Origin of the sequence: Mucilaginibacter sp. (assembly GCF_039925265.1) — a bacterium.
Lineage (GTDB): Bacteria > Bacteroidota > Bacteroidia > Sphingobacteriales > Sphingobacteriaceae > Mucilaginibacter.
The window spans coordinates 63,992-86,026 of sequence record NZ_JBDSZG010000013.1 but is presented as its reverse complement, the minus strand read 5'-3'; the positions used below and the strand labels follow the sequence as shown (position 1 = coordinate 86,026).

Annotated in this window: 21 protein-coding genes; 5 read left to right on the top strand and 16 right to left on the bottom strand. The window is 46.1% G+C overall.

Translation table 11 applies throughout. From position 1 onward, the window contains the following. Positions 1-83: 83 nt before the first annotated feature. The 3 genes from guaB to ABIX36_RS05350 form a co-directional block, all read right to left on the bottom strand. Positions 84-1,553 carry an IMP dehydrogenase gene (guaB, locus tag ABIX36_RS05360; RefSeq protein ID WP_348081132.1) on the bottom strand — a complete coding sequence of 490 codons (1,470 nt, stop codon included), beginning with the start codon at positions 1,551-1,553 and terminating at the stop codon, positions 84-86. Between the two features lie 170 nt (positions 1,554-1,723). Next, entirely contained in the window at positions 1,724-3,007 is a 1,284-nt protein-coding gene (locus ABIX36_RS05355; protein WP_348081131.1) for a pitrilysin family protein, read from the bottom strand. Between the two features lie 24 nt (positions 3,008-3,031). Then, on the bottom strand, positions 3,032-4,297 hold the full coding sequence (locus ABIX36_RS05350; RefSeq protein ID WP_348081130.1) for a pitrilysin family protein: 1,266 nt from the start codon (positions 4,295-4,297) through the stop codon (positions 3,032-3,034). A 146-nt stretch (positions 4,298-4,443) separates the two neighbouring features. Here ABIX36_RS05350 and ABIX36_RS05345 point away from each other — a divergent pair, with 146 nt between their 5' ends. Next, positions 4,444-5,004, top strand: coding sequence for a hypothetical protein (locus ABIX36_RS05345; RefSeq protein ID WP_348081129.1), 561 nt, complete (start codon positions 4,444-4,446; stop codon positions 5,002-5,004). Positions 5,005-5,074: 70 nt separating this feature from the next. Here ABIX36_RS05345 and ABIX36_RS05340 read toward each other — a convergent pair whose 3' ends face one another. Continuing rightward, positions 5,075-5,419, bottom strand: a complete 345-nt coding sequence (locus tag ABIX36_RS05340; RefSeq protein ID WP_348081128.1) for a phosphoribosylpyrophosphate synthetase — start codon at positions 5,417-5,419, stop codon at positions 5,075-5,077. 117 nt (positions 5,420-5,536) lie between these two features. On the opposite strand from ABIX36_RS05340, the gene ABIX36_RS05335 reads away from it, so the two are divergent. Next, positions 5,537-6,337, top strand: coding sequence for a hypothetical protein (locus tag ABIX36_RS05335; RefSeq protein WP_348081127.1), 801 nt, complete (start codon positions 5,537-5,539; stop codon positions 6,335-6,337). Positions 6,338-6,431: 94 nt separating this feature from the next. Here ABIX36_RS05335 and ABIX36_RS05330 read toward each other — a convergent pair whose 3' ends face one another. From ABIX36_RS05330 to ribD, 9 genes are all read right to left on the bottom strand, one after another. Beyond that, positions 6,432-8,036 (bottom strand): hypothetical protein, encoded by a 1,605-nt coding sequence (locus tag ABIX36_RS05330; RefSeq protein ID WP_348081126.1) that lies wholly within the window; start codon positions 8,034-8,036, stop codon positions 6,432-6,434. Between the two features lie 361 nt (positions 8,037-8,397). Next, positions 8,398-8,661, bottom strand: coding sequence for a hypothetical protein (locus ABIX36_RS05325; RefSeq protein ID WP_348081125.1), 264 nt, complete (start codon positions 8,659-8,661; stop codon positions 8,398-8,400). Positions 8,662-8,755: 94 nt separating this feature from the next. After that, positions 8,756-9,070, bottom strand: a complete 315-nt coding sequence (locus tag ABIX36_RS05320) for a hypothetical protein (protein WP_128533661.1) — start codon at positions 9,068-9,070, stop codon at positions 8,756-8,758. Between the two features lie 60 nt (positions 9,071-9,130). Continuing rightward, the gene (locus ABIX36_RS05315; RefSeq protein WP_348081124.1) at positions 9,131-9,817 is read right to left on the bottom strand and encodes a DUF6624 domain-containing protein; all 687 of its coding nucleotides are present in this window, start codon (positions 9,815-9,817) and stop codon (positions 9,131-9,133) included. Positions 9,818-9,827: 10 nt separating this feature from the next. Next, entirely contained in the window at positions 9,828-10,844 is a 1,017-nt protein-coding gene (gene bioB, locus ABIX36_RS05310; RefSeq protein ID WP_348081123.1) for a biotin synthase BioB, read from the bottom strand. 51 nt (positions 10,845-10,895) lie between these two features. Beyond that, complete coding sequence (gene mgtE / locus ABIX36_RS05305) at positions 10,896-12,251, bottom strand: magnesium transporter (protein WP_348081122.1); 1,356 nt, start codon at positions 12,249-12,251, stop codon at positions 10,896-10,898. A 183-nt stretch (positions 12,252-12,434) separates the two neighbouring features. Beyond that, the gene (locus ABIX36_RS05300) at positions 12,435-13,049 is read right to left on the bottom strand and encodes a YigZ family protein (protein ID WP_348081121.1); all 615 of its coding nucleotides are present in this window, start codon (positions 13,047-13,049) and stop codon (positions 12,435-12,437) included. Further along, positions 13,050-13,919 carry an EamA/RhaT family transporter gene (locus ABIX36_RS05295; protein ID WP_348081120.1) on the bottom strand — a complete coding sequence of 290 codons (870 nt, stop codon included), beginning with the start codon at positions 13,917-13,919 and terminating at the stop codon, positions 13,050-13,052. After that, positions 13,919-14,974, bottom strand: coding sequence for a bifunctional diaminohydroxyphosphoribosylaminopyrimidine deaminase/5-amino-6-(5-phosphoribosylamino)uracil reductase RibD (ribD, locus tag ABIX36_RS05290; protein ID WP_348081119.1), 1,056 nt, complete (start codon positions 14,972-14,974; stop codon positions 13,919-13,921). Before ribD ends, ABIX36_RS05295 begins: the two co-directional genes overlap by 1 nt. Positions 14,975-15,007: 33 nt before the next feature. Between ribD and prmC the strand changes: the two genes are divergently transcribed. Beyond that, positions 15,008-15,919 carry a peptide chain release factor N(5)-glutamine methyltransferase gene (gene prmC, locus ABIX36_RS05285; RefSeq protein WP_348081118.1) on the top strand — a complete coding sequence of 304 codons (912 nt, stop codon included), beginning with the start codon at positions 15,008-15,010 and terminating at the stop codon, positions 15,917-15,919. Positions 15,920-15,986: 67 nt separating this feature from the next. On the opposite strand, the gene xerD is transcribed toward prmC, so the two are convergent. Continuing rightward, a complete protein-coding gene (xerD, locus tag ABIX36_RS05280; protein WP_348081117.1) occupies positions 15,987-16,886 on the bottom strand; it encodes a site-specific tyrosine recombinase XerD in 900 nt (299 codons plus the stop codon). 41 nt (positions 16,887-16,927) lie between these two features. Between xerD and aroQ the strand changes: the two genes are divergently transcribed. Continuing rightward, on the top strand, positions 16,928-17,347 hold the full coding sequence (gene aroQ / locus ABIX36_RS05275; protein WP_348081116.1) for a type II 3-dehydroquinate dehydratase: 420 nt from the start codon (positions 16,928-16,930) through the stop codon (positions 17,345-17,347). A 63-nt stretch (positions 17,348-17,410) separates the two neighbouring features. Continuing rightward, positions 17,411-19,942 carry a mechanosensitive ion channel domain-containing protein gene (locus ABIX36_RS05270; RefSeq protein WP_348081115.1) on the top strand — a complete coding sequence of 844 codons (2,532 nt, stop codon included), beginning with the start codon at positions 17,411-17,413 and terminating at the stop codon, positions 19,940-19,942. A gap of 163 nt (positions 19,943-20,105) precedes the next feature. Here ABIX36_RS05270 and ABIX36_RS05265 read toward each other — a convergent pair whose 3' ends face one another. After that, the gene (locus ABIX36_RS05265) at positions 20,106-21,143 is read right to left on the bottom strand and encodes a glycosyltransferase family 2 protein (RefSeq protein WP_348081114.1); all 1,038 of its coding nucleotides are present in this window, start codon (positions 21,141-21,143) and stop codon (positions 20,106-20,108) included. Beyond that, a complete protein-coding gene (locus tag ABIX36_RS05260) occupies positions 21,140-22,024 on the bottom strand; it encodes a lysophospholipid acyltransferase family protein (RefSeq protein ID WP_348081113.1) in 885 nt (294 codons plus the stop codon). Before ABIX36_RS05260 ends, ABIX36_RS05265 begins: the two co-directional genes overlap by 4 nt. Between the last annotated feature and the right edge of the window lie 11 nt (positions 22,025-22,035).

Below are 22,035 nucleotides of genomic sequence, written 5' to 3'. Positions count from 1 at the left end.
GTTGCTGGTTGATTGATTAGGTGAATGGTTGCATTAAATGGGTTAGCATTAACTATACACTTAATAAACCACTCACCATTAACTTATCGCGTATAATTCGGGGCCTCTTTAGTAATTGTAATATCGTGCGGGTGGCTTTCGCGCATACCGGCAGCGGTGATGCGTACAAATTTGGCGCGTTGCAGGTCTTCGATATTCGCGGCACCGCAATAGTGCATACCTGCACGTAAACCGCCGATGTACTGGAATATTACCTCCGCCATATTGCCTTTGAAAGGTACCCGGCCTACAATGCCTTCGGGTACCAGTTTGGTTACCACATCGGTTTCGTCCTGAAAGTAACGGTCTTTAGAACCTTTCGCCATGGCTTCTACTGAACCCATACCGCGGTACGATTTAAACTTACGGCCTTCGTAAATGATGGTTTCGCCGGGTGATTCTTCCACCCCGGCAAATAACGAACCTGCCATAATAGAGCTTGCACCGGCCGCGATAGCTTTTACAATATCGCCAGTTTGTTTGATACCACCATCGGCAATAACCGGGATACCGCGGCCTTCTAAAGCCTTAGCACATTCGTACACGGCATATAGTTGCGGAACACCCACACCAGCAATGATACGGGTGGTACAGATAGAACCCGGACCGATACCCACTTTTACAGCATCGGCACCTGCATCGGCAAGTGCGATGGCAGCTTCGCCGGTGGCAATGTTGCCTGCTATAACCTGCAGTTCGGGATAAAGGGCTTTTACGGCCTTTACCATCTCTATTACACCTTTAGAGTGACCGTGCGCGGTATCAACCGTTACCACGTCCACACCGGCGTTGTATAAAGCCGTTACACGGTCTATATTGTCTGATGCCACACCAACCGCTGCGCCAACACGAAGGCGGCCGTACTGGTCTTTACAGGCATTAGGGAAGTTCTTTACTTTTTGAATGTCTTTATAGGTAATTAACCCAACAAGTTTACCAGCGGCGTTTACCACCGGCAGTTTTTCTATTTTATTAGCCTGCAATATGGAAGCGGCTTCGGTAAGGTCGGTCCCTTCTGGTGCTATAATGAGGTTGGTTTTGGTCATCACCTCGCTAACCGGCACAGTTAAATCTTTTTGGAAACGGAGATCGCGGTTGGTAATAATACCTTTCAGCCGGTGCTCGGCATCAATAACCGGAATACCACCGATGCTGTTTTCCCGCATAATATTCACGGCGTCGGACAATAAGGCGTCTTCCAGCAACGTAACCGGATCCTGTATCATGCCGCTTTCAGAGCGTTTTACTTTACGCACCTCGTCGGCTTGTTGCTGTATGGTCATGTTTTTGTGCAGTATGCCGATACCGCCGGCTTGCGCAATAGCAATGGCTAAGCCAGCCTCGGTAACCGTATCCATCGCTGCCGACAGGATAGGAATGTTTAAACGGATAGTTTTTGTTAAAAAAGTACTCGTGTTAACTTCGCGCGGTAATACTTCTGAATAAGCGGGGAGTAGTAAAACGTCGTCGTAAGTTAATCCTTCGGCAACAAATTTAGATGGGTCTAACTGCATAGCAAATAATTATTTTGGAGTTATTATTTGCCGGGCAAAGGTAGCATTAATTATGGAATTTGAGAATTTGAAAATAAGATTAATTTGAAAATGACTTTGGGATTTCAATTTGAAGACTTGAAAACAGGTTTAAGTCCATTTTCAAATCTTCAAATTACCAAATCTTCAAATTAATACTTCCCTACTATCACTTTATAAAAGTTTTCAAAATCCCAGTATTTATTGGCTAATGCTTGTAACTCCTCGGCGGTGATGTTTTTTACGGTAGATGTATATCGTTCGTAATAATCGTAATCAAGCCCTGCGAAATAGAGGTTTTTAAACTTATCGGCATGTGAGAAAACATTCTCCAGGCTGCCCAAAAGCGAGCCCAGCATAAAGTTGCGCACCAGCGAAAGCTCGTCTTCGGCTATTAACTCGGTTTTTAGCAGGTTTACCTCCTTCTCTATCTCTGTTACTGCCGAGCGGCATACATCAGCGCCAACTTCCGAGGCGATGAAGAACGAGCCGGTTTGCTTAAAGGAGGTCATGCCGGAGCCAATGCCGTAAGTATACCCCTTATCCTCGCGGATGTTGGCCATTAGGCGCGAACCAAAGTAACCGCCCAACACCGTATTTAATACCTGCACAGCCGGAAAATCTGGGTGGGTACGGTTAATGAACGGCGTCCCTATACGTATGGCCGATTGCAAAGCGGCAGGTTTTTCGGTATAAAAGAACCGTTCTGACGATGGGTTTAGTGGCGGCTGCATAGTATCTGCAGATGTGGCCTGGTTGCCCCAACCATTTTCAAAAGTATCGCTTAACAAGTCAAGCGCTGCCTCATCTACTTTACCGGCAATTACCACTGTACAGTTGGCAGGCTGATACATGTGTTTAAAATGCACCAGCAGGTCTTCCCTTTTGAGGCTTTTAAAATCTTCAGGCTCTGCAGCAAGGCCGTAAATGGTTTCGCCGTTTAAAGCTTTATTAAAAATGCGGCGGGCTACAAAATCGTTTTTTTGCAAGCTAACCTGCAATTTTTGCTGCTGATTACGCACGAAGGTTTCCAGTTCCTTCTCCGGGAAAACAGAATTAGTGATAATATCTTTAATTACCGGCAGCGTGCTTGCCAAATGTTTGGTAAGCGTATACAATGTGACCTGCGAGTGGTCGTAACTGTAATCTACCTGCAGAAACGCTCCATAAAAATCAATATGATCGGCTATTTGGGCGGCGGTCATATTTCCCGTGCCATCGGTGAGCAGGGTGTTTACAGCTACATTCAACAGCGGTTTATCCGGGTTAAACCGCGGATTACCGAAGATCCATTCTATGCGTACCAACTCCTGGCCACCAGAGTTGAAGGCGTAAACATTGCACCCGTTGGCCAGCTTTTTATGTTCCGGCTTTATTAAAATTATATTTTCGACGCCGTTAAACTGTGGCGCTTGTTTTCTATTTAAAACACTCATTATCAATAATTAATGATGATGTAATTAGCTTATTGCTTCAACTAATTCTTCTACCTTCTCCGCCAGGTAGATCAGCGTAGAAGAGTTATCTTTATGGAACAGCAGATTGGCTTGTTCCTTGACAGCCGCGGGCGTAACTGCCAGGTATTTAGCTGCTTCCTGGTTAAAATTATCCGCGTCGCCCATCAGTTCGTAAACCGCCAGATTCATCGCCTTATCCAAAAGCGACATCTCCGAAAACACCATGGTAGATTCGGTTTTGTTCTTCACTTTGGTCAATTCATCTGCTGGTACTTCTTCGTTCTTCAGCTTTTCGAGTTCCTGCCAAAGGGCTGCTTCCGCTTGCCCGGTGCTTACGCCGGCAACCGGTTTGCCCTGCATTACAAACATGCCCTTATCCATGCTTTCGGTAATGTAGGCGTGTACCTCGCTGAACAATTGCTTATCCTTAACCAAACTTTTATAAAGCCTCGAAGAATTTCCGCGCGACAAAATATCCGACATCAGCTCCACCGCGTGGAAGCTCTCGTGCAGCCTGCCCTCCATTTGGAAAGCTATATATACATCATTCAGAGGCACTTTGGCGGTAACCGTATCGCGGCGCTCCTCCTGCTGAGGGGCTTCCTGCGGCAGTTGGCGGATGTACTTCTCCCCTTTTGGTATTGGGCCGAACCACTTTTCGGCGAGCACTTTTATGTCTTCGGTCTTTACATCACCGCCTACTACCATAACGGCGTTTTGCGGGTTGTAATGCTTCTTAAAGAAGGCTTTAACATCCTCTATACGAGCATCTTCTATATGCTTTATAGTTTTTCCGATGGTGGCCCAACGGTACGGGTGCTGCTTGTAAACCATAGGGCGCAACTTCAACCAAACATCACCGTAAGGTTGGTTGAGGTAGCGCTGTTTAAACTCCTCTATTACCACATTACGCTGAACCTCAAGGCTTTTCTTACTAAAGGCAAGGCTAAGCATCCGGTCGCTCTCCAGCCAAAAGGCGGTTTCGAGGTTGGCGGATGGCAGTGTGATATAATAATTGGTGATATCGTTGCTGGTAAAGGCGTTGTTTTCGCCCCCTACCCGTTGCAAAGGAGCATCGTAGTTAGGGATGTTTACCGAGCCCCCAAACATCAGGTGCTCAAACAGATGCGCGAATCCGGTCTGCTCCGGATCCTCGTCGCGGGCGCCTACATCATATAGGATGTTAAGCACCGCCATAGGCGTGGTACTATCTTCGTGAACAATAACCCTAAGGCCATTATCCAGTGTGAAACGGTTGAATTTAACCATGAACTAACAAATTTTTAACCCGACAAATGTATACTTTTTGTTGAAGTTGTTGCAAGGCTATAATGTTTAAAGGTTGTAAAGTTTTACTTCTTTTTGTTTAGCGCGGTCTTATTTTTTCCTAAATTTAGTTTTTCGATATCAACCCGATGCTCAGCAAAGATCAGCTCATACAGGAACTTTACAAAACCTTTGGCAAAACCAAAATCGCCAAATTAACGGCCATTGTAAATGAGCAGGCTTTAAGTGTAGATGATTTGATCGACCTCACATTTCACCAGGATAAAATCCTCGGTTTCCGCGCTATGTGGCTGCTGGATAGCGTAATGCTGAGCGATATAGTAAGATACTCTGCCAATTTAAAGCACTTCCTTTCGCGCATTACAGAGGTGAACAACGAAAGCTGCAAACGGCACTACGCCCGCATTATGATGTTTATGACGGCCCCTAATGCACCTGATGTGGTAAAGGCTGCTTTGGAAGAAATAGACCTGGAAGATACTGTAGAGCAATTTTTCGATTGGATAATACACCCTAAAGTAAAACCGGCTGTAAAAGTGTTTGCCGCTGACGCCCTGTTTAACCTGAGTGAGCGTTACGACTGGATAGCCGAGGAACTGGCCAATCAATTGGAGTTCCTGATGCGCACGGGCGGGCCTGCCATACAGGTAAGGGGAAAGAAATTACTGGCAGCTTTAAATCAAAAATAAAAAGTCAAAATTCAAAACAGATCGCATAACAAGCTTTTTACTTTTGAATTTTGACTTTTTACTTATCAACTTACTCAACCGGCCTGTCGCTGCCGTGTAGGTTAGTACTTACCTGGTTATGGTGCAATTTTGCCGATATAGCTGATGAACTATCATCTGCATAAGTACCGTAAGCATTTATCAGGATACCCTTCAGATTGTATTTTGATGAACTGATGGCGTAAACTATCGACATGTCTGACGGGTTGCTTTGCCCTTCGAAACGGTAGAACTCGTCTATCTCGAAGTCGTCGGCTGTCATATGTATATCCTTAGATTTATCATCTATAGTGTCGCCTTCCAGGCTAAGGTTGGCTTCGTATCCGCGTTTGGTGAGGTCGTTAGTGGCATCCACTAAGGTTTCAAAGTTTTTCATAACGGTTATATTTATTGGGTGTGACGTAGTTTATATCATGGTAACTTCAAAGTGCGGGGTTTGTTTTGGGATGCCGGCTAAATTTATTTGCTATCTTGCGCCACTAATCCTTGTCAAATGAAGAAAACCCTACTATTCGCTTTTATCTGTATTATGTTATTCGGCTGCAAAAACGACAGCAATGAGCCAACGCCAGCTCAGGAGGTAAAACAGCTTGTTGAATCGGTAACAACAATTGAAAATACTGGCGGAAGAACTATCCGGGTGGTGTTAACTTACGAGTATGACAATAGCAACAAGATGACCGCAATGCACGAGCGCTATGACGATCATGCCGGTCCAAACTCAGACCATGTTTACATATACGACGGACAAGGTAACCTCATCAAATCAACCATTACAAGGGAAGGCACTATATCCATATTTGACTATACCTACAAAGACAACGCACCCGTGTCTGTAGCTTATTCGATGCCCGCCAACGCCTCCGACTTTCACAACATAGCCATTACAACGGCAAATCTGGTTGTTACCAATCATGTAATAACAACTATCCCATCGGAAGGAAAAGGTACAGTTGCCTATGCTTATATAAACGGCAATAATACAACCGAGAATAACGAGCATCTCACAAGTGCGGGTGTTAAGGAATACTACTTTAATTTTACCCGCGAGTACGGCACCAGGAAGAACCCCTATTTGTATAGCGGTTATAAATGGATATTACCCGACCTTCAATTTGCCAACAAAAACGAAATTATTAAAAGTTCTTACGTCACAAGTGATGGCACTGTAGTCCCTACCGTTTACAATAATACGTATGATTCCAATGGTTACCCAACCGTTGTGCAAGCATCTACAACAGGCGGTTCCGTTAGTAACTCTACAATTACTTATAGTTATATCAAAGCGAAATAACATCGTTACCATAGCTTGGTAAAACAAAAGCGACGGGTTTTTAAGGCCCGCCGCTTTGAACTATATAAACGAAAACTGATCTTGAATATCCTTTTTATTGTGCCTTAGCCGCCCATAGTGCCGCGTTCAAATGCAGTGCCGGATGCGAGGTGAAGCCTGAAGGCGAATCGCCGCTCCAACCGTTAAACAGGTTATCGCCGGTATCGCCGGTACCATCGTCAGATGGTGAGCTATCACCTATAAAGAACACCCTGCCTGTACCGTAAGTGGCCAATAGCGCCATTGCGTTAGCCGTACCACCGTTGGTTGCGCTATTGCGCCAGAACAAGCCCTGCACCGTTGCATTGGTAGCAGGAGTTAAATTAGCCGTAGCGCCATTATAAAAAGCCAGCTTGGTAGCAGAGCCTGCAGCACCATTTAAAACAAGTGTAGCGTTGGCATTGGTGCCTGTGTACACGTTGGTTGACGGCCCTTCGCTGATATCAACGTAGTTTACGGTAAAACCGAAAGGATTGTTGTTGTTAATACCATTATTTGTCATCAGATCGTTCCAAACGCGGGGCGAATCGTAGCCATCACCGTCGCGGTCAGACGGATTGTAGCCATTTGCATCAGTACCGGCTGTTGTAGCCGCCGTATGATCTGCAACCATAACAAGCCCCCCACCGTTTGACACGAAGGTCATGATGGCTGTTTTTTCGGCCGCGGTGAATAAGCGGTTCGGCTCTATTACCACATAAACATCATAATTGCTCAGATCCTGCGGGTTTGATGCATTACCGTAAGTAAGTGCTGTACCAACGGGCAGAGTTTCTACCAGTTCGCCTTTTTTAACCAATTCAACCGCCCAGGCAGACATGGCGCCTTTCCAGTAGTTTTCGGCAGTGGTTGAGGTAATGCCGGTGTATGATGGTGTTGGGTAACGCTGTGCCTTGGTTTCTACGGTAGTACCGCCGGTGTACATCGGCACGTTCTCGGTGCCGTCGGCATCAATTTGCCAATCGGCACTGCCTGCATTTTCCAGGTGGCTGGCATCAAACAGGAATTTCTTACCCGTAAGTACCGTGCCGCCGCCTGTGCCGCCACCAGCGTTATCATTCACTGTGATATCGTCGATATTGATCCGGTTGGTGCCGCCAGTTAGTTTGCGAATCTCTAAGCGCACTGTACCGGTAACTGCAAAAGTGAATGTTTGTGTTACAAGCGTTGTGCCGGTGGTAACATTGCTGCCGGCCTGAGTCCAGCTGTTGCCGCCATTTGTAGAGTAAAACAGCCCCCAGGTGCTGTTACCGTCGGTGCCGTACGTGGCATGTTTAACCGTAACGCTGCTGATGCCGGTGGTTAAATTGTACAGCATGGTAATTTTACCCGTGTTGCGGATGCGTGCAGACCATGATCCGGCCCTTTTATCAGCCGCCAGGTTACCAATCAGAGCATCGTACACGTTCCAGGAATTGCCCGACAGGGTAACATTGTCGCCGCTTGATGAGCCGGTTGGCGATACATCGTAGGCTGTTTTTGGGCTGGTTGCGCCAACTTCAAAACCTTGGGTTAAAGTAACCGCGTCTGTTTTTAACGCAACGGTTTCCGTGTCGGCTTTTTCGGTTTTAACGCCTTCATTTTTTTGGCAGCCCGTGGCCAATACGCCTGCTGTTGCCAATAGCAACAACGAGAATTTCGCTTTAAAGAAATAATTCATAAGTGTTTGTAGTGTAAGTGAATGTTTGTTAAGTTATAATTATACGCTCAAAGGTGTGAGTTAAGTTTCAATAAGTTATGCACACTTTATTAACTTATTGTTAAGCTATTGATTTAGGGTGATTACACCTATTGGAGAGAGGGGATTACACTGATTATTTCGGTGTGATTAAACCTTTGGAGTTCACCTGTTTGAATACCGGATACTTATACGTAAGGTACAAAAAGTTTAGCTCTGAGCATTATGCTTCATAGCTGATACCGCGCCATCTTTTAAGCCAAAATCGGGTTGGAGAACGATAATGTTGTTTTATGCGGAGGCGGGGTTTAAGGAAAACAGGAGATTAAATAAAGTGATGTATTTAGGCATGACTGTAGTCAATCCGTTTATTGCCACAAGCAGCGCAAAAGGCAGCCTGCGGCGTTCTATATGGTTTAGAACAAACCTCGCAAGCAGGCCCATATAAACCAACGATGTGGTGCATTACGGCATTATGGTTGGTTTCAGCGAAACCGGTCACTTGATTATAATAATCTAATAACGGCTTAAAACGGTCATGATGAGCATTCTTGAAAGCGGCGGAATATAGATTCCGTGCTATTAGCATTTCTTCGTCATCGAGCATCGGCACTTCCGTTTTGCACCGCCAGCACCATAAAATTTTCATGTTATGAAAATAGGCATTTCTAATATTCGATTATAAAAAATCGAATATTAATCTATTCCGACGCTTCTTCGCCCTCTTCGCCTAATTCTACAATATCGCCTTCTTTAAACAAAATAGCTTGCAGGGTTTTGCGCCAAACGGGTTTCTGGCGAAGCAAAAACTCCAGGTCCATACCAAAGTGTTTAAACTCTTCGTGCTGAGCGTTCTGCATAATTGCTTTTGCCTGTTTATCTTTTTCTACCGAGATGCGCTGCTCGTACCAGTTTATCGCTTCAGCTTCCTCACCGAGAGAAACGATCATGCGCGCGAAGGTTCTGGTTTTGTCGGATAGTTCTTCGGGTGGTTCGTGGTATTGGTCAAATGCCATAATATTTCTTTTTTTGAGTATAAAAGAGATATTGTGGCATTTTGTTTTGCTACGGAAAGCTTATTCTATTTCGTTATTGAGCGCCTGGCTGAGGGTATAAATCTTGTAGGTAATCCCTAACCGTTTTGCATTCTCTTCAACGTTTTGTTTAAAGCCAGCTTCCTTGCGCCGCTTGTTCACGTTTTGCGGATCGGCTATTGGCCAAATAAAGAATTTGAACTCGTTTTGGCGGGTTGTTTTGTTCATGATAGACTGCCCTCTCGCCTGCGAACCCCATATCTGCTCCTGCTTATTATACATCAGCGAGCGGTCCTTCATCATGGCGTAAAGGTGAAACGGGAGTTCTTTGGCTTTAGCCGCTTTCTCTACCAGTGGTAAGTATTTATCAATAACGGTAGAGTGCTGCAAAACGTAAAACACGGCTTCGTTAGTCGGCGTATCCACTAACGATTTGCCGGGATAGCCGTACTGCACAATGATCTCTTCTATACGTTTTAAATTTGTAGAATCGATCTTTGACTGCAGCGACATCAACCCAAAAGTAAGATTCTTTTTACTCAGATGGTAAAGCTTCGACAAGGAATCCACCTGGTTGCTATCCAGTTTTATAGATGCCAGCTCGCGGTACTTTTGGTCGAGAACATAGATGCTGTCCAATTCGTGTTTGAGCGGCAGGTTGATTTTGGTTTGAGCCTTTGCCAAAACAACCGAACATAATAGCGCCAACCCAACAAAAATCTGTTTCATCTATACAGTTTTATATCACCTCATTTATGCTCATTTCCTTTATTTCTTTGGAAACATTCGGCCTGCCGTCTTTAAAGGCTTTGCGTGGTGTTAAGCCCAACAGTTCGAACATGGCCATGTCTTCATCAAAAGATGGATTTGGCGTGGTGAGTAGTTTCTCGCCCGCAAAAATGGAATTTGCACCCGCCATAAAGCAAAATGCCTGCTCCAATGTGCTCATTTCGGTACGGCCTGCAGAAAGCCTTACTACGGTCTTCGGCATCACGATGCGGGCCGTTGCGATCATCCTTACCATATCCCAAACAGATACCCTTGGCTGATCTGCCAGTGGTGTACCCTTAACCGGTACCAAGGCGTTGATCGGCACAGATTCGGGGTGCTTTGGCATGTTGGATAAGGTCTTCAGCATGGAAACCCTGTCAGCAACGGTTTCGCCAAGGCCGATAATACCACCGCTGCATACCGAGATCTTTGCTTTGCGCACATGCTCTAATGTTTGCAGGCGATCGTCGTATGTACGGGTGGTAATGATGCGTTTATAATCGTCTTCAGAGGTGTCTAAATTGTGATTGTAGGCATACAGGCCTGCATCGGCTAATCTTTGCGCCTGTCCTTCGGTAAGCATGCCCAGTGTGCAGCAAACTTCCATATCCATGGCGTTTACGGCTTTAACCATATCAATCACTTTGTCAAAATCGCGGTTATCGCGTACCTCGCGCCATGCAGCGCCCATGCAAAGGCGACTTGCACCGCCGTTCTTTGCTTTTTGCGCAACGGCAATTACCTCTTCCTTAGGCATAATGGCGTGTACATCCACACCTGTATTATAACGCGCGGCTTGCGGACAATAAGCGCAATCCTCGGGGCAACCGCCTGTTTTGATAGAGATCAGCGAGCTGATCTGCACCTCGGCGTAATCTTTGTTTTCGCGGTGAATGCTTGCCGCCCGGTAAACCAGGTCAAGCAAGGGAGCGTGGTATATTTCTGCTATTTCGTCGTGTGTCCAGTTGTAACGTACTTCAGTCATCTCTATATAGGTATTTTGATGGGTCAAATTTATAATAAAAATTATTTTGCGCTAACTATGCAGTAAAAACTTACTTGCCAGCCACAGGGGCAGCAAAAAGCCGGCACAATCTGTAAAGGTAGTAATGATAATGGATGATGCCACCGCGGGGTCTATCCCTACCCTTTTCAGCACCAGCGGGATGGATGCACCCGTTAAGCCGGCTATCACCAGGTTACCTGTCATGGCCAAAAACAGTACCAGGCCAAGTAACGGGTCGGCATCATAAAACATGGCGATGGCAAAAACAATTAATCCGTTGGCTGCACCGTTTAACAAACCTACCAAAAACTCTTTCAGCACAGTATTGTAGGCCTGTGCATCGCTCAGATCGCTTAAAGAGATCCTACGGACAGTTACCGCTAATGATTGCGTGGCGGCGTTCCCACCCATACCGGCAATAATGGTCATGTATGCCGCTATCTGCGGTAATTGCGATACTGTACTATCAAAATGCCTGATGATGGATGCCGCCAGGTATGCCGTGCCCAAATTGATAACCAGCCAGGGTAAGCGGCTTTTTACGGCCTCTTTCCAGTTACCGCTTAATTCCTCGTCTTCGGATACGCCGGAGATCTTCAGGATATCCTCGGTACTCTCCTGCTCCATTACGTCGATAATATCATCTACCGTAACACGGCCCAGCAGTTTCATATTATCGTCCACCACGGGGATGGTAGTGAGATTGTATTGCGATATCAGGCCGGCAACATCCTCCTGGTCGAGTTCTGCCTTTACGTAGATAAAGTTTTTATCTACCAGGTCGCTTACGCGAGCGTCTGAACGAGCTTTTATAATTGATTTGATGGAAAGTATGCCTTGTAACACGTTTTCATCATCCACCACGTAAATAGTGTAAAACTCCTCCATCTCTTCCGATTGGCGGATGATCTCTTCCAGCGCTTCTTTTTTATCGAGGTTGATGTTCACCTTGATAATTTCGGAGTTCATCAGACCTCCCGCAGTGTCCTCGTCGTACTTTAAAAGCGCGCGGATATTGTGGGCATCCTCCTGATCAATATCCTGCAGGATCTCGTGCTGCTCATGCTCTTCCAGCTGCGAAATAATATCCGTAGCATCGTCATAATCCAGTTCCTCAACAATGTCCGACCGCTTATCGGGATGCATGTTCAGCAACAAGTCCTCCGGGTGCGACTCCTCTGTCATTTCGGACAATACCTCCGAGGCGATATCAGCCGGCAGCATGTTAATGATGCGCTCCTTGGCTTCTTGCGGCAGCTTTTCAAATAGGATAGCTATTTCAGAGGCGTGGTACTCTTGCAGAACCACCTCTAAACCAGCATCATCCCCTTCAAGCGCGGTTTTAATGCGCAGCAGGTCCGATTTATCTATTTCAAAAGATTGCATATGGAGGCAAATTAGGCAAAATTGGCGAGTAATAGCGCCTTAAAAATGCAATTTAGAAACGTTTTAGGGCAATGCCTGTGGGCTGTGTTCCGCCGGTTGAAACCGGCGGCAATGAAGTGGACGAGTGTTTTGATCATTCCACAAAATCAAATCGTGTTAATCCTAAAATCCCTTAATCGTGTATTAGCCGCTGTAATTGTAAACCACTTTCGCCTTCTCTACCTTGTTTAATTTGCTCATCACCTGCTCCACCTGCGTTTTGCGGATACAGAACCTGATACTGCAGTTCAACTCCGAAGTTTGCTCTAGCACCTGCAATTGCTCCTCTTTAATAATGCGCATTACATCGTTCATCTGCGGGTATTCAAAAGTGATGGTATAAATATCGTTTACTGTTTTCTCAATAACCTCGGCCTGTTCCAGCGCGGCTTCGGTTGTGAGTTTATAGGCGTTTATCAAGCCGGGAACGCCTAACAGTGTGCCGCCAAAATAGCGCACCACCACTACCAGTACATTGGTGATGTTTTTTGATAGCAGGATATTCAAGATAGGCCTGCCCGCAGTACCGGAAGGTTCGCCATCATCATTCACGCGGAAAACGGAGCGGTCGATACCCAGTCGGATGGCCCAGCAATGGTGATTGGCTTTGGGATGCTCTGCCTTTAGTTTGGCTATGATGGGTTTTATATCAGCATCCGAGCTGATGGGATAAGCGTAGCCCAGAAATTTACTGCCACGGTCGCGAAAGATGCCCTCCGCTGGTTGGGTAATAGTTTTGTACGTATCGTCGAAAAGCATTTATTTTTGCGAAAGGGTAATAACAATAATGGCAGCTATTGCTAAAGCTATGCCAATTTTATTGAGCAGGCTCAGCCGCTCTTTAAACACCACCAGGCCAACAACAGCACCGGCGGTAATTACACCAATATTCATGGCGGAGAATACGGACGAAGGGCTTGCAGATAATTGCTGGTGTGCCTTTAGGTAGAACAGAATATTACCAAAATTGGCCACACCGATGATCCAGCCGAACATGACGTGCGGCCAGGAAATACGTGCGCCTTTGGTTAATATTCGGAAGATCAAGCCTATCAGCGCGATGATGAATGCCAGTATAAAAATAACGAACAGCGAAGTGGTGTATGCAACTTCCTTATGGGCGGCGACTTGCTTAAACAGGATATCTATCGTCCCAAAACCAAAGAAAACAATGAGCAGGTAAAACCAGGCGTTGCTGAGTACCTTACGGTTTGCCGTTTGTTTTTGCCAGGGGATAGAACATACAATAGCCGCGAAACCGATAACGATCCCTACAATTTTCATAGGAGTTAAGGGCTCTTTAAACAGCCAGAACGCAGCTACCAATGGTATCAACAGCGAGAGCCGCTGGGCTATATCCGTACGTACAATGCCCGCCACCCTTACCGATGATGCCATAACCATAAATATCACCGGCAGCAAAACACCTACGGCAATGTAGATGGATACAGGGCCGGTCTGCAGCGCGGTAACATCTAATTTGGGGCGAAAAAAGAACCAGGTAAGCAAAATAGCTACCGGGTAGTTCCAGGTGATGGCCTGCGAAATATCAACACTGTACCGCCTTGCCAGTTTTAGTAAAACCGACACGATAACACTGCAGCACACACTCAGAAAAACGTATAACATTAGCTTTTAGGCTTATTATAAAACACCTGTAATTGGTTGTGCCCTACGGGATATTGCCCGCCGTTTTGGCCACTTATTTTTGGTGCCGGTATGCCATTGGTTAAAACATCCGCCCCGGTAAAAATACGTGCTTCATCCCACAATCCATCTTTTATAAACGAATTTAGCGTATGAGCGCCGCCCTCAATAATAACCGACTGGATATCTTGCAGGTACAACTGGTACATCATGTACTGCGGTACGTAGCGGTCAAAGTCTTCCAGAGCTATGTATTTTATACTCCCGTCAATATCGGTTTTAATTTCGTTAAAAATCAAGGTTTCAACCGACCTGTCGAAGATGTTAAGATCAGGTGACAATTCAAGCCTCCTGTCTATCACCACCCGCTTCGGCGATTTCCCTTCGGCGTAGCGCGTATTAAGTTGCGGGTTATCGGCCATTACGGTATTTTTGCCCACTAAAATGGCATCTTCTTCGGCACGCCATTGGTGTACCAGTTTGCGTGCTTCGGCGCCTGTTATCCAATGCTGGCTACCATCTGAAGGCGCAAAAAAGCCATCAAGAGTTTGCGCCCATTTTAAAATGATATAAGGCCGATGCTTTTGCACACGCGTAAAAAAGCGGCGGTTCAGCCAGCGGCATTCATCTTCCAGCACGCCCACGGTTACATCCACACCAACGGCTATCAGTTTTTCTATCCCCTTACCATCCACTTGGGGGAATGGGTCGCGGCTGCCAACAACCACGTTTGGGATATGATGTTTAATGATCAGATCAGCACAAGGCGGCGTTTTACCGTAATGCGCACAGGGCTCCAGGGAAACGTAAATGGTAGCTTCACTTAATAGTTCGGCATAGTTATCATAGCTGTTTATCACCATGTTAATGGCGTTAACCTCCGCATGTGCTTCACCATAATTTTGGTGGTAACCTTCGCCTATTATCTTGTCGTTATGCACAATTACAGCGCCAACCATTGGGTTCGGGCTTACCCGGCTTGCGCCCAAAGCGGCAAGCTCCAGGCAGCGGTGCATATATATTTGGTGTTGCGGCATGGTACAAAAGTAGGTTTTATGTTACTTTGTTGCATGAAAACTATTAAGGATGTGTTCCTCAATTTTCACCAGGTGCTTGACGAACTTTACGGCGTACAGGAAACAGAAGCCATAACGCTTATGGTGCTCAGCGAAATAACGGACTTATCCAGAGCAAAAATAAAAGCTTTTCCGGAGGATGATGTCCCCGCGGAGGCTCAGGAAAAGGTCCCCGCTATACTTACCGAACTCAAAACCGGCAAGCCCATACAGTACATTTTAGGCAGTACCGAGTTTTACGGACTCCCCTTTTTAGTGAACCCCGCCACGCTCATACCCCGCCCCGAAACGGAGGAATTGGTAGAGTGGGCTTTATTAAGTTTAAAGTTGAAAGTTGAAAGTCAAAAGTCGTTTTCAATTTTAGATATCGGTACTGGGAGCGGGTGCATTGCCATCAGCTTGAAAAAGAACCTGCCTGATGCTGCGGTTACGGCTGTAGATATTTCTGCAGAAGCCTTGCAAACTGCCAGGCAAAACGCGGTTATCAACGAGGTTGATGTAGCGTTTATTGAGGTAGATATTCTTCAACCCAACCACTCACTACTCGCTACTCACCACTCACCACTCACCGCCAACCATTCACTACTCACCACTCACTACTCACTAATCATCTCTAACCCTCCCTACGTTACCCTGCACGATAAAACCTTAATGCATACTAACGTAACCGATTTTGAGCCACATTCGGCTTTGTTTGTGCCCGAGGATGACCCCTTACTTTTTTACAAGGCGATTGCTGATTTTGCTGCGGATAAGCTTATAACAGGCGGTCTGCTTTTCTTTGAGATCAACGAAGCATTTGGCAAAGAAATCATTGAACTATTAGCTAATAAAGGATTTACTAACATTGAGTTACGTAAGGATATGAGTGGCAGGGATAGGATGGTGATCGCTGAGTTACGTTGATTCGTTTGATTTCGCTGATGTCTTTTCAAACTCATCGACGAAATCTTTAAATCATTAAAATCACCGGTCAATTCCTCGGGTGAAACCCTATGATGGTACTCTTCAGATATTCCCTATCCAGATGCGTGTATATCTCCGTGGTGGTGATGCTCTCATGGCCCAACATCTCCTGTACGGCGCGAAGATCGGCACCTCCTTCTACGAGGTGGGTAGCGAAGGAATGGCGAAAGGTATGCGGACTGATCTTCTTTTTTAAGCCGACGGTCGCCGCCAAATCTTTGATCATCAAAAACACATACACCCGGCTTAGCCTGCTGCCCCTGCGGTTGAGGAAAACCAGGTCCTCCTCTCCTTTTTTAATGGGGATGTGCACCCTTACAAAGTCAGTCCATATTTTTAGGGCACGGATAGCCTCGCCGCCAATGGGTACCAAACGCTCTTTACTGCCCTTGCCGGTCACTTTTATAAATTCTATTTCCGGGTACAGGTTGGAGAGCTTTAGTTCAGTTAATTCCGATACGCGGAGGCCGCAACCATAGAGTACTTCCAGCATCGCCTTGTTGCGGGTACCTTCGGGTTTGGAGAGGTCGATAGCGGCGATGAGTTCGTTAATTTCTACCACGCTTAAAGTGTCCGGCAGCTTGCGCTGGATCTTGGGTGTTTCCAATAATTCGGACGGATCGGCGCTGATGTAGTCCTCCATCAGCAAGAATTTATAGAAAGCTTTGATGCCCGAAATTATCCGCGACTGGGTGGAAGGGATCATGCCCAATTCGTTTACCCAAGCAATAAATTGGCGCAGATCATGTAAAGAAAAATCTTTAGGCGATTTTTTATCTAACAGTGAATCAGCGTATTGATATAGTTTTTCTAAATCTCTACTATAAGCTTCGATAGAGTTACCGGCCAAACTCCTTTCCAGTTTGAGGTAAGCCTTAAATCCCTTTATTGCCGAAGCCCAGTTCAATAGATTTTAGTTTTGATGATTTATACCTAAGTTTGAAACAAATGAATATACAAATTATAAACGGCCCAAATTTAAACCTGCTTGGCGTGCGCGAAAAATCTATTTACGGCAGCGCCAGCTTTGAGGACTATTTAACCGAATTGCAAAAGCATTTTACAAACATCAGCATTAGTTATTACCAAAGTAATATTGAGGGCGAATTAATAAATAAATTGCACGAAGTTGGCTTTACTTGCGATGGCATTGTGATGAACGCCGGTGCCTATACCCACACATCCATTGCCATTGCCGATGCCATCGCGGCCATCAACACACCCGTGATAGAAGTGCATATTTCCAACGTTTACAAGCGCGAGGAATTTAGGCATACCTCTATGCTGGCCGCCAGTTGCCGTGGGGTTATTGCAGGCTTCGGAATGCACTCGTACCGGTTGGCTATTGAGAGCCTTCAACTGGCTTAGCCCGAAATAATTAAAACGTTTTCAGTTGGTAAGTTTCCACATTGCTTATGCTTAGCCCGTCCCATGAATAAAGTCCTCAAAATAGCCGCTCCCCTGCTGTTCCTATTCGCGTTATTTACAGCTGACGGCTTGGGGCAAACCACCAAGAAGGGCAAAAAACTAAGCGTTCGCGATTCGTTGCGGCAAACCATTCTGCGGCGCGATTCGATGATGCGGAGCCTTAAAAAATCCGACACCTCCATCAACGGGCTGCTGCAAAAGATAGAGTATTACACCTCGTCCTTCAACCAGATAAAAACGAGCCTGTCGCGCAATATTGATACGGTGGATATCAGCGCTAAGCTGCCGTCGTTTGAGAAACGCGTGGGGATGATCAAAACCCTGATAGATAACGACCGTAGCAGTACCCTGCGCTACTTGTACGCTATCCGCGATATCCTTACCCGCAGCGACGACCAGCTGGATATATGGCAGGAACGCCTTGCGGTGATTAACTCCAAACTCATCCAAAACCAAAACGAACTTTCGGCGATGGGCAAAGACTCATCGCTTAAAATGGTGCCCGCGGATAGCGCCCTGGCAACATCTTTCCTCATTCAAAAAATAGCTATCGACAGCAAGTATAAACGTCTGGATACCACCAATAAAAAATTGCTGCTCAAAATTGGCTCGCTGCAAAACAGGGCCACATCGGTATACATTGCCCTGATTGATCTGCGTGACCAAATTGACCTGAAGATCCGCGAGTTCAGCATTTCTGCCCTCTCTGACGAGAACAACAGCATTTGGGAGATGGACCGCAACACCGAGAGTACTTTCAGAACAGCGCTCAGCAAAACGGTGAACATGAACACGCGGCTGTTAACCTTTTTCGCAACCCGCGATCCGCTTATTCACTTTGCAGGTATATTGATTTTGGTGCTGTTTTACACCTGGATCTATTCCAATAGGCGCAAACTGTTGCGAATAAAGGAGTCGCCGCAAACGGTTTTCAGCCACGCTAAATATGTTTCGTTCTACCCGGTAGTATCGGCCATGATCGTCGCGTTTGCCATTGTGCCCAATTTTTATGACCATCCGCCGGTAGTGGTACTCGAAATCTTTTTCACTGTGCTCATCGCCTCGCTTTTGTACCTGGTTGGTAAAACCTGCCCACAACAACTGTTTAAGTATCTCGCGCTATTATTCTGCCTTACATGCGTTTATAGCTTCAGCAATCTATTTGTAGAGGTAAGCAATACCGATAGGGTAATTGTGCTATTACTGGCATTGGCCACCACGTTTATCACCGTTCGTTTTTACCGGGTGGTTAAAAACGCGCCCGAAGATTACCTGCCGCATACCAAAACCATCTTGCGCATCTTCATCATCCTGCTGGTAATTTCGGCGCTTTGTAATATTTTCGGCAGGGTAACACTCTCTAAAATTATCGGCGTAACAGCGGTGTATAATTTATGGCTTGCATTGGGCATGTACTACCTGGTGCAGATTATTATGCAAAGCCTGTTTGTACAATTGGAGGCCAATAAGAACAGCAATAACCTCAGCTCTTTCATCGATTTTAAAATGCTGCAAACCAAATTCCGCAGTATTTTAACGGTGCTGGCCAGTTTGCTCTGGCTAATTATGCTTACCCAAAACCTGAGCATTGAGGACGCCGTTTTTGATTATATTCAAAAATTCTTAACCGATACCCGCAGCCTTGGCGGCACCAATACGCAGTTCACTTTCCAGAGTATTATCATATTTATCGCGGTGATCTGGCTATCCTCGGTAGCGGCCAAGATCATCAGTTACCTGTACGATGTTGCGGGCAAAAGTGGTTCGGATATCGATATCCTGAAAAAGAAGAACCGCACCTCTACCCTGCTCATTAAACTCGCGGTATTCGCGGTGGGCTTTTTAGTGGCGATTACCGCTTCGGGCTTTCCGTTGGATAAGATCACCATTATCATCAGTGCCTTTGGTATAGGTATCGGTTTCGGCTTGCAGAATATAGTGAACAACCTCGTATCGGGCCTCATACTTGCTTTTGAGAAACCGATCCAGATAGGCGATATCATCGAAGTGGACAACCGCAGCGGTACCATTATGGAAATTGGCATCCGCAGCAGCAAAATTGCCACCAGCGACGGCGCCGAGGTGATTATCCCCAATGGCGACCTGATATCTCATCACGTAATTAACTGGACGCTGAGCAATAGCAACCGCCGGATAGAATTGATTATTGGCGTGGCCTACGGTTCGGATATTGAAAAGGTAAAAACCATTCTTACCAACCTGCTTTGCGGCCGTACGGATATTATGGAAACGCCCGCCCCACTTGTGTTTGTGCATAACCTCAACCAAAGCTCGGTAGATTTCAGGCTACTGTTTTGGGCAGCCGATATTACCACATGGCTATCGCTGAAGAGCCATATCCTGTCGGATATTTACACCATATTCGCTAAAGAAGGCATCGAAATACCATTCCCGCAGAGCGATATTCATGTAAAAATGGATGATAAAGTAACCGAAACCGCCAGGAAAAATACCAAGCCACCCGGCGAGGAAGCGCAAGTAACGAACACAGATGTGACGGATACGGGGATATAAATTGTCAGTCTGAGCCTGTCCAAGGCCTGAACGACATATTTTTCGCAGTCACTCGGCTCCAGCCGAGTGACGATTATTAGCAGGCATCTTGCCGCGGCCGGAGGCCTTACAATAGCTTGTCACTCGGCTGGAGCCGAGCGACTTCATTAAACCAGAACTTGCTTTAATGAAGCTCCTTCTCCACCAATTCGTTAAATTTCTTCTTTTTCCCCACAAAAAAATCCCAAACAATGCTGCGCGCGTAGTATCCACTGAGAGTTCCCGAAGAAACTTTTAACTTTTGACTTTTAACTTTTGACTTAGAGAATAGCCGCCGCACAAAATTCCGGTGCGCCTTGCTTATTGCCCAGGCGTTTTTACTTTTACCATCGGCAAGGAATTTCACCAAAGCCAGCAGGTCCAGCCAAAAGCGGAGGCCTATGGTAAAAAACGCTTTCCAAAAGGGTAGGTTATTTTTTAGCAGCAACAGGTTGTTGCGGAAGTTGAGGTAAGTTTTAAACGGGCTTTCGGCATTCAACGTACCGCCGCCAACGTGGTACACTGTAGACCGCGGACAATACATTACCTTACACCCCATATTTTTTAAGCGCCAGCAAAGGTCTATCTCCTCCATGTGGGCAAAAAAGCTTTCATCAAAGCCACCTGCAGCATCCCATAGTTTCTTTTTGATGAACAAAGCCGCGCCCGATGCCCAGAAAACTTCGCCCGGTGTATCGTACTGGCCCATATCTTCTTCCAGCACATCAAAGATGCGGCCGCGGCAAAATGGATAGCCAAAGCGGTCGATAAAGCCACCTGCCGCACCGGCGTATTCAAAATGCGTTTTTTGCGCGAAGGATTTGAGCTTGGGGCCGGCGACGGCGATACTTTCGTCGCTTTCCATTAAGGTGATCACGGGTTCTATCCAGTCGGGCGTAACCTCAACATCAGAGTTCAGCAGCACATAGTAATCGGCCTCCACCTGCGTCAGCACGCGGTTATAGCCACCTGTAAAGCCGTAATTCTGATCGTTCTCAATTATCCTTATAGATGGATACCTGCCCTTTAAAAAGGCGATAGAACCATCCGTAGAGGCGTTGTCGCCAACAATAATATCCAGATTGGGGTAAGTAGATGCCAGTACGCTTGGTAAAAACTGCTCCAGGTGTTTTAAGCCGTTCCAGTTTAATATCACAACGGCAACTTTTGGGAATGTGCTCATCGTTTAAAATCCTCTGGCTTAAATTTCCAGCGCCTGTGGCTCCAAAGCCAGTATTGCGGGGTTTCCTGTATCTGCTTTTCCAAATAACCAACTTGCATATTGGTGATCTCGTATTGCGCGGTTTCTTTTGGGTTATCTACCAGGGGCACCAACTCGTAGGTGTAATAGCCTCGCTTTACGCATTCTATCCGGTAGAACACCACTGCGGCATCGGTCATTTTCGCTATCTTTTCTATCCCTAAAAATACGGCGGTTGGCTGGTTTAAAAAATTAGTAAAGTAAGTAACCTCATTCACGCCGGGGGTTTGGTCGGACGCGAGTACGCTCACCGTGCGCTCATCCTTCAGCGAGATCATGGTGCGCAGGGTTTGCTTCATCGTCACCAGCATAGAACCAAACCTCGCCCTTTGCTTGTTCAAAAACGCGTCGAACCGCGGGTTGTTCAATGGTTTGTAAACGATTATGGTTTTATTTTTCGACAGCATCCCAAACTCCAGTGCCGCCATTTCCCAGTTGCCGTAATGCCCTGCCGCCGCTATAATGCTTTTGCCCTGGCTAAAGTAATGCTCTACAATTTCGGGGTTTTTCATGTGCATACGGGCGCGCAGTTCTTTCTCAGATATGCTGATCATCTTAAACGTTTCCACCAGCAGATCGCCCATGTATCTGAAATATTGCTTCTCTATTTTAAGCCGTTCGGCATCGCTTTTTTCCGGGAAGGAATTTTTGAGGTTCTCGCGTACTACACGTCGCCTGTACTTGGTTACATAGTAGATTAGTACGTACAAACCATCTGATATGAGGTACAAAAACCAAAAGGGGAGTAAGGAAAACAGGTACCAAAAAAATATACCTATACTGTCTGCCGCCTTTTTTAACATTATTTTAACCA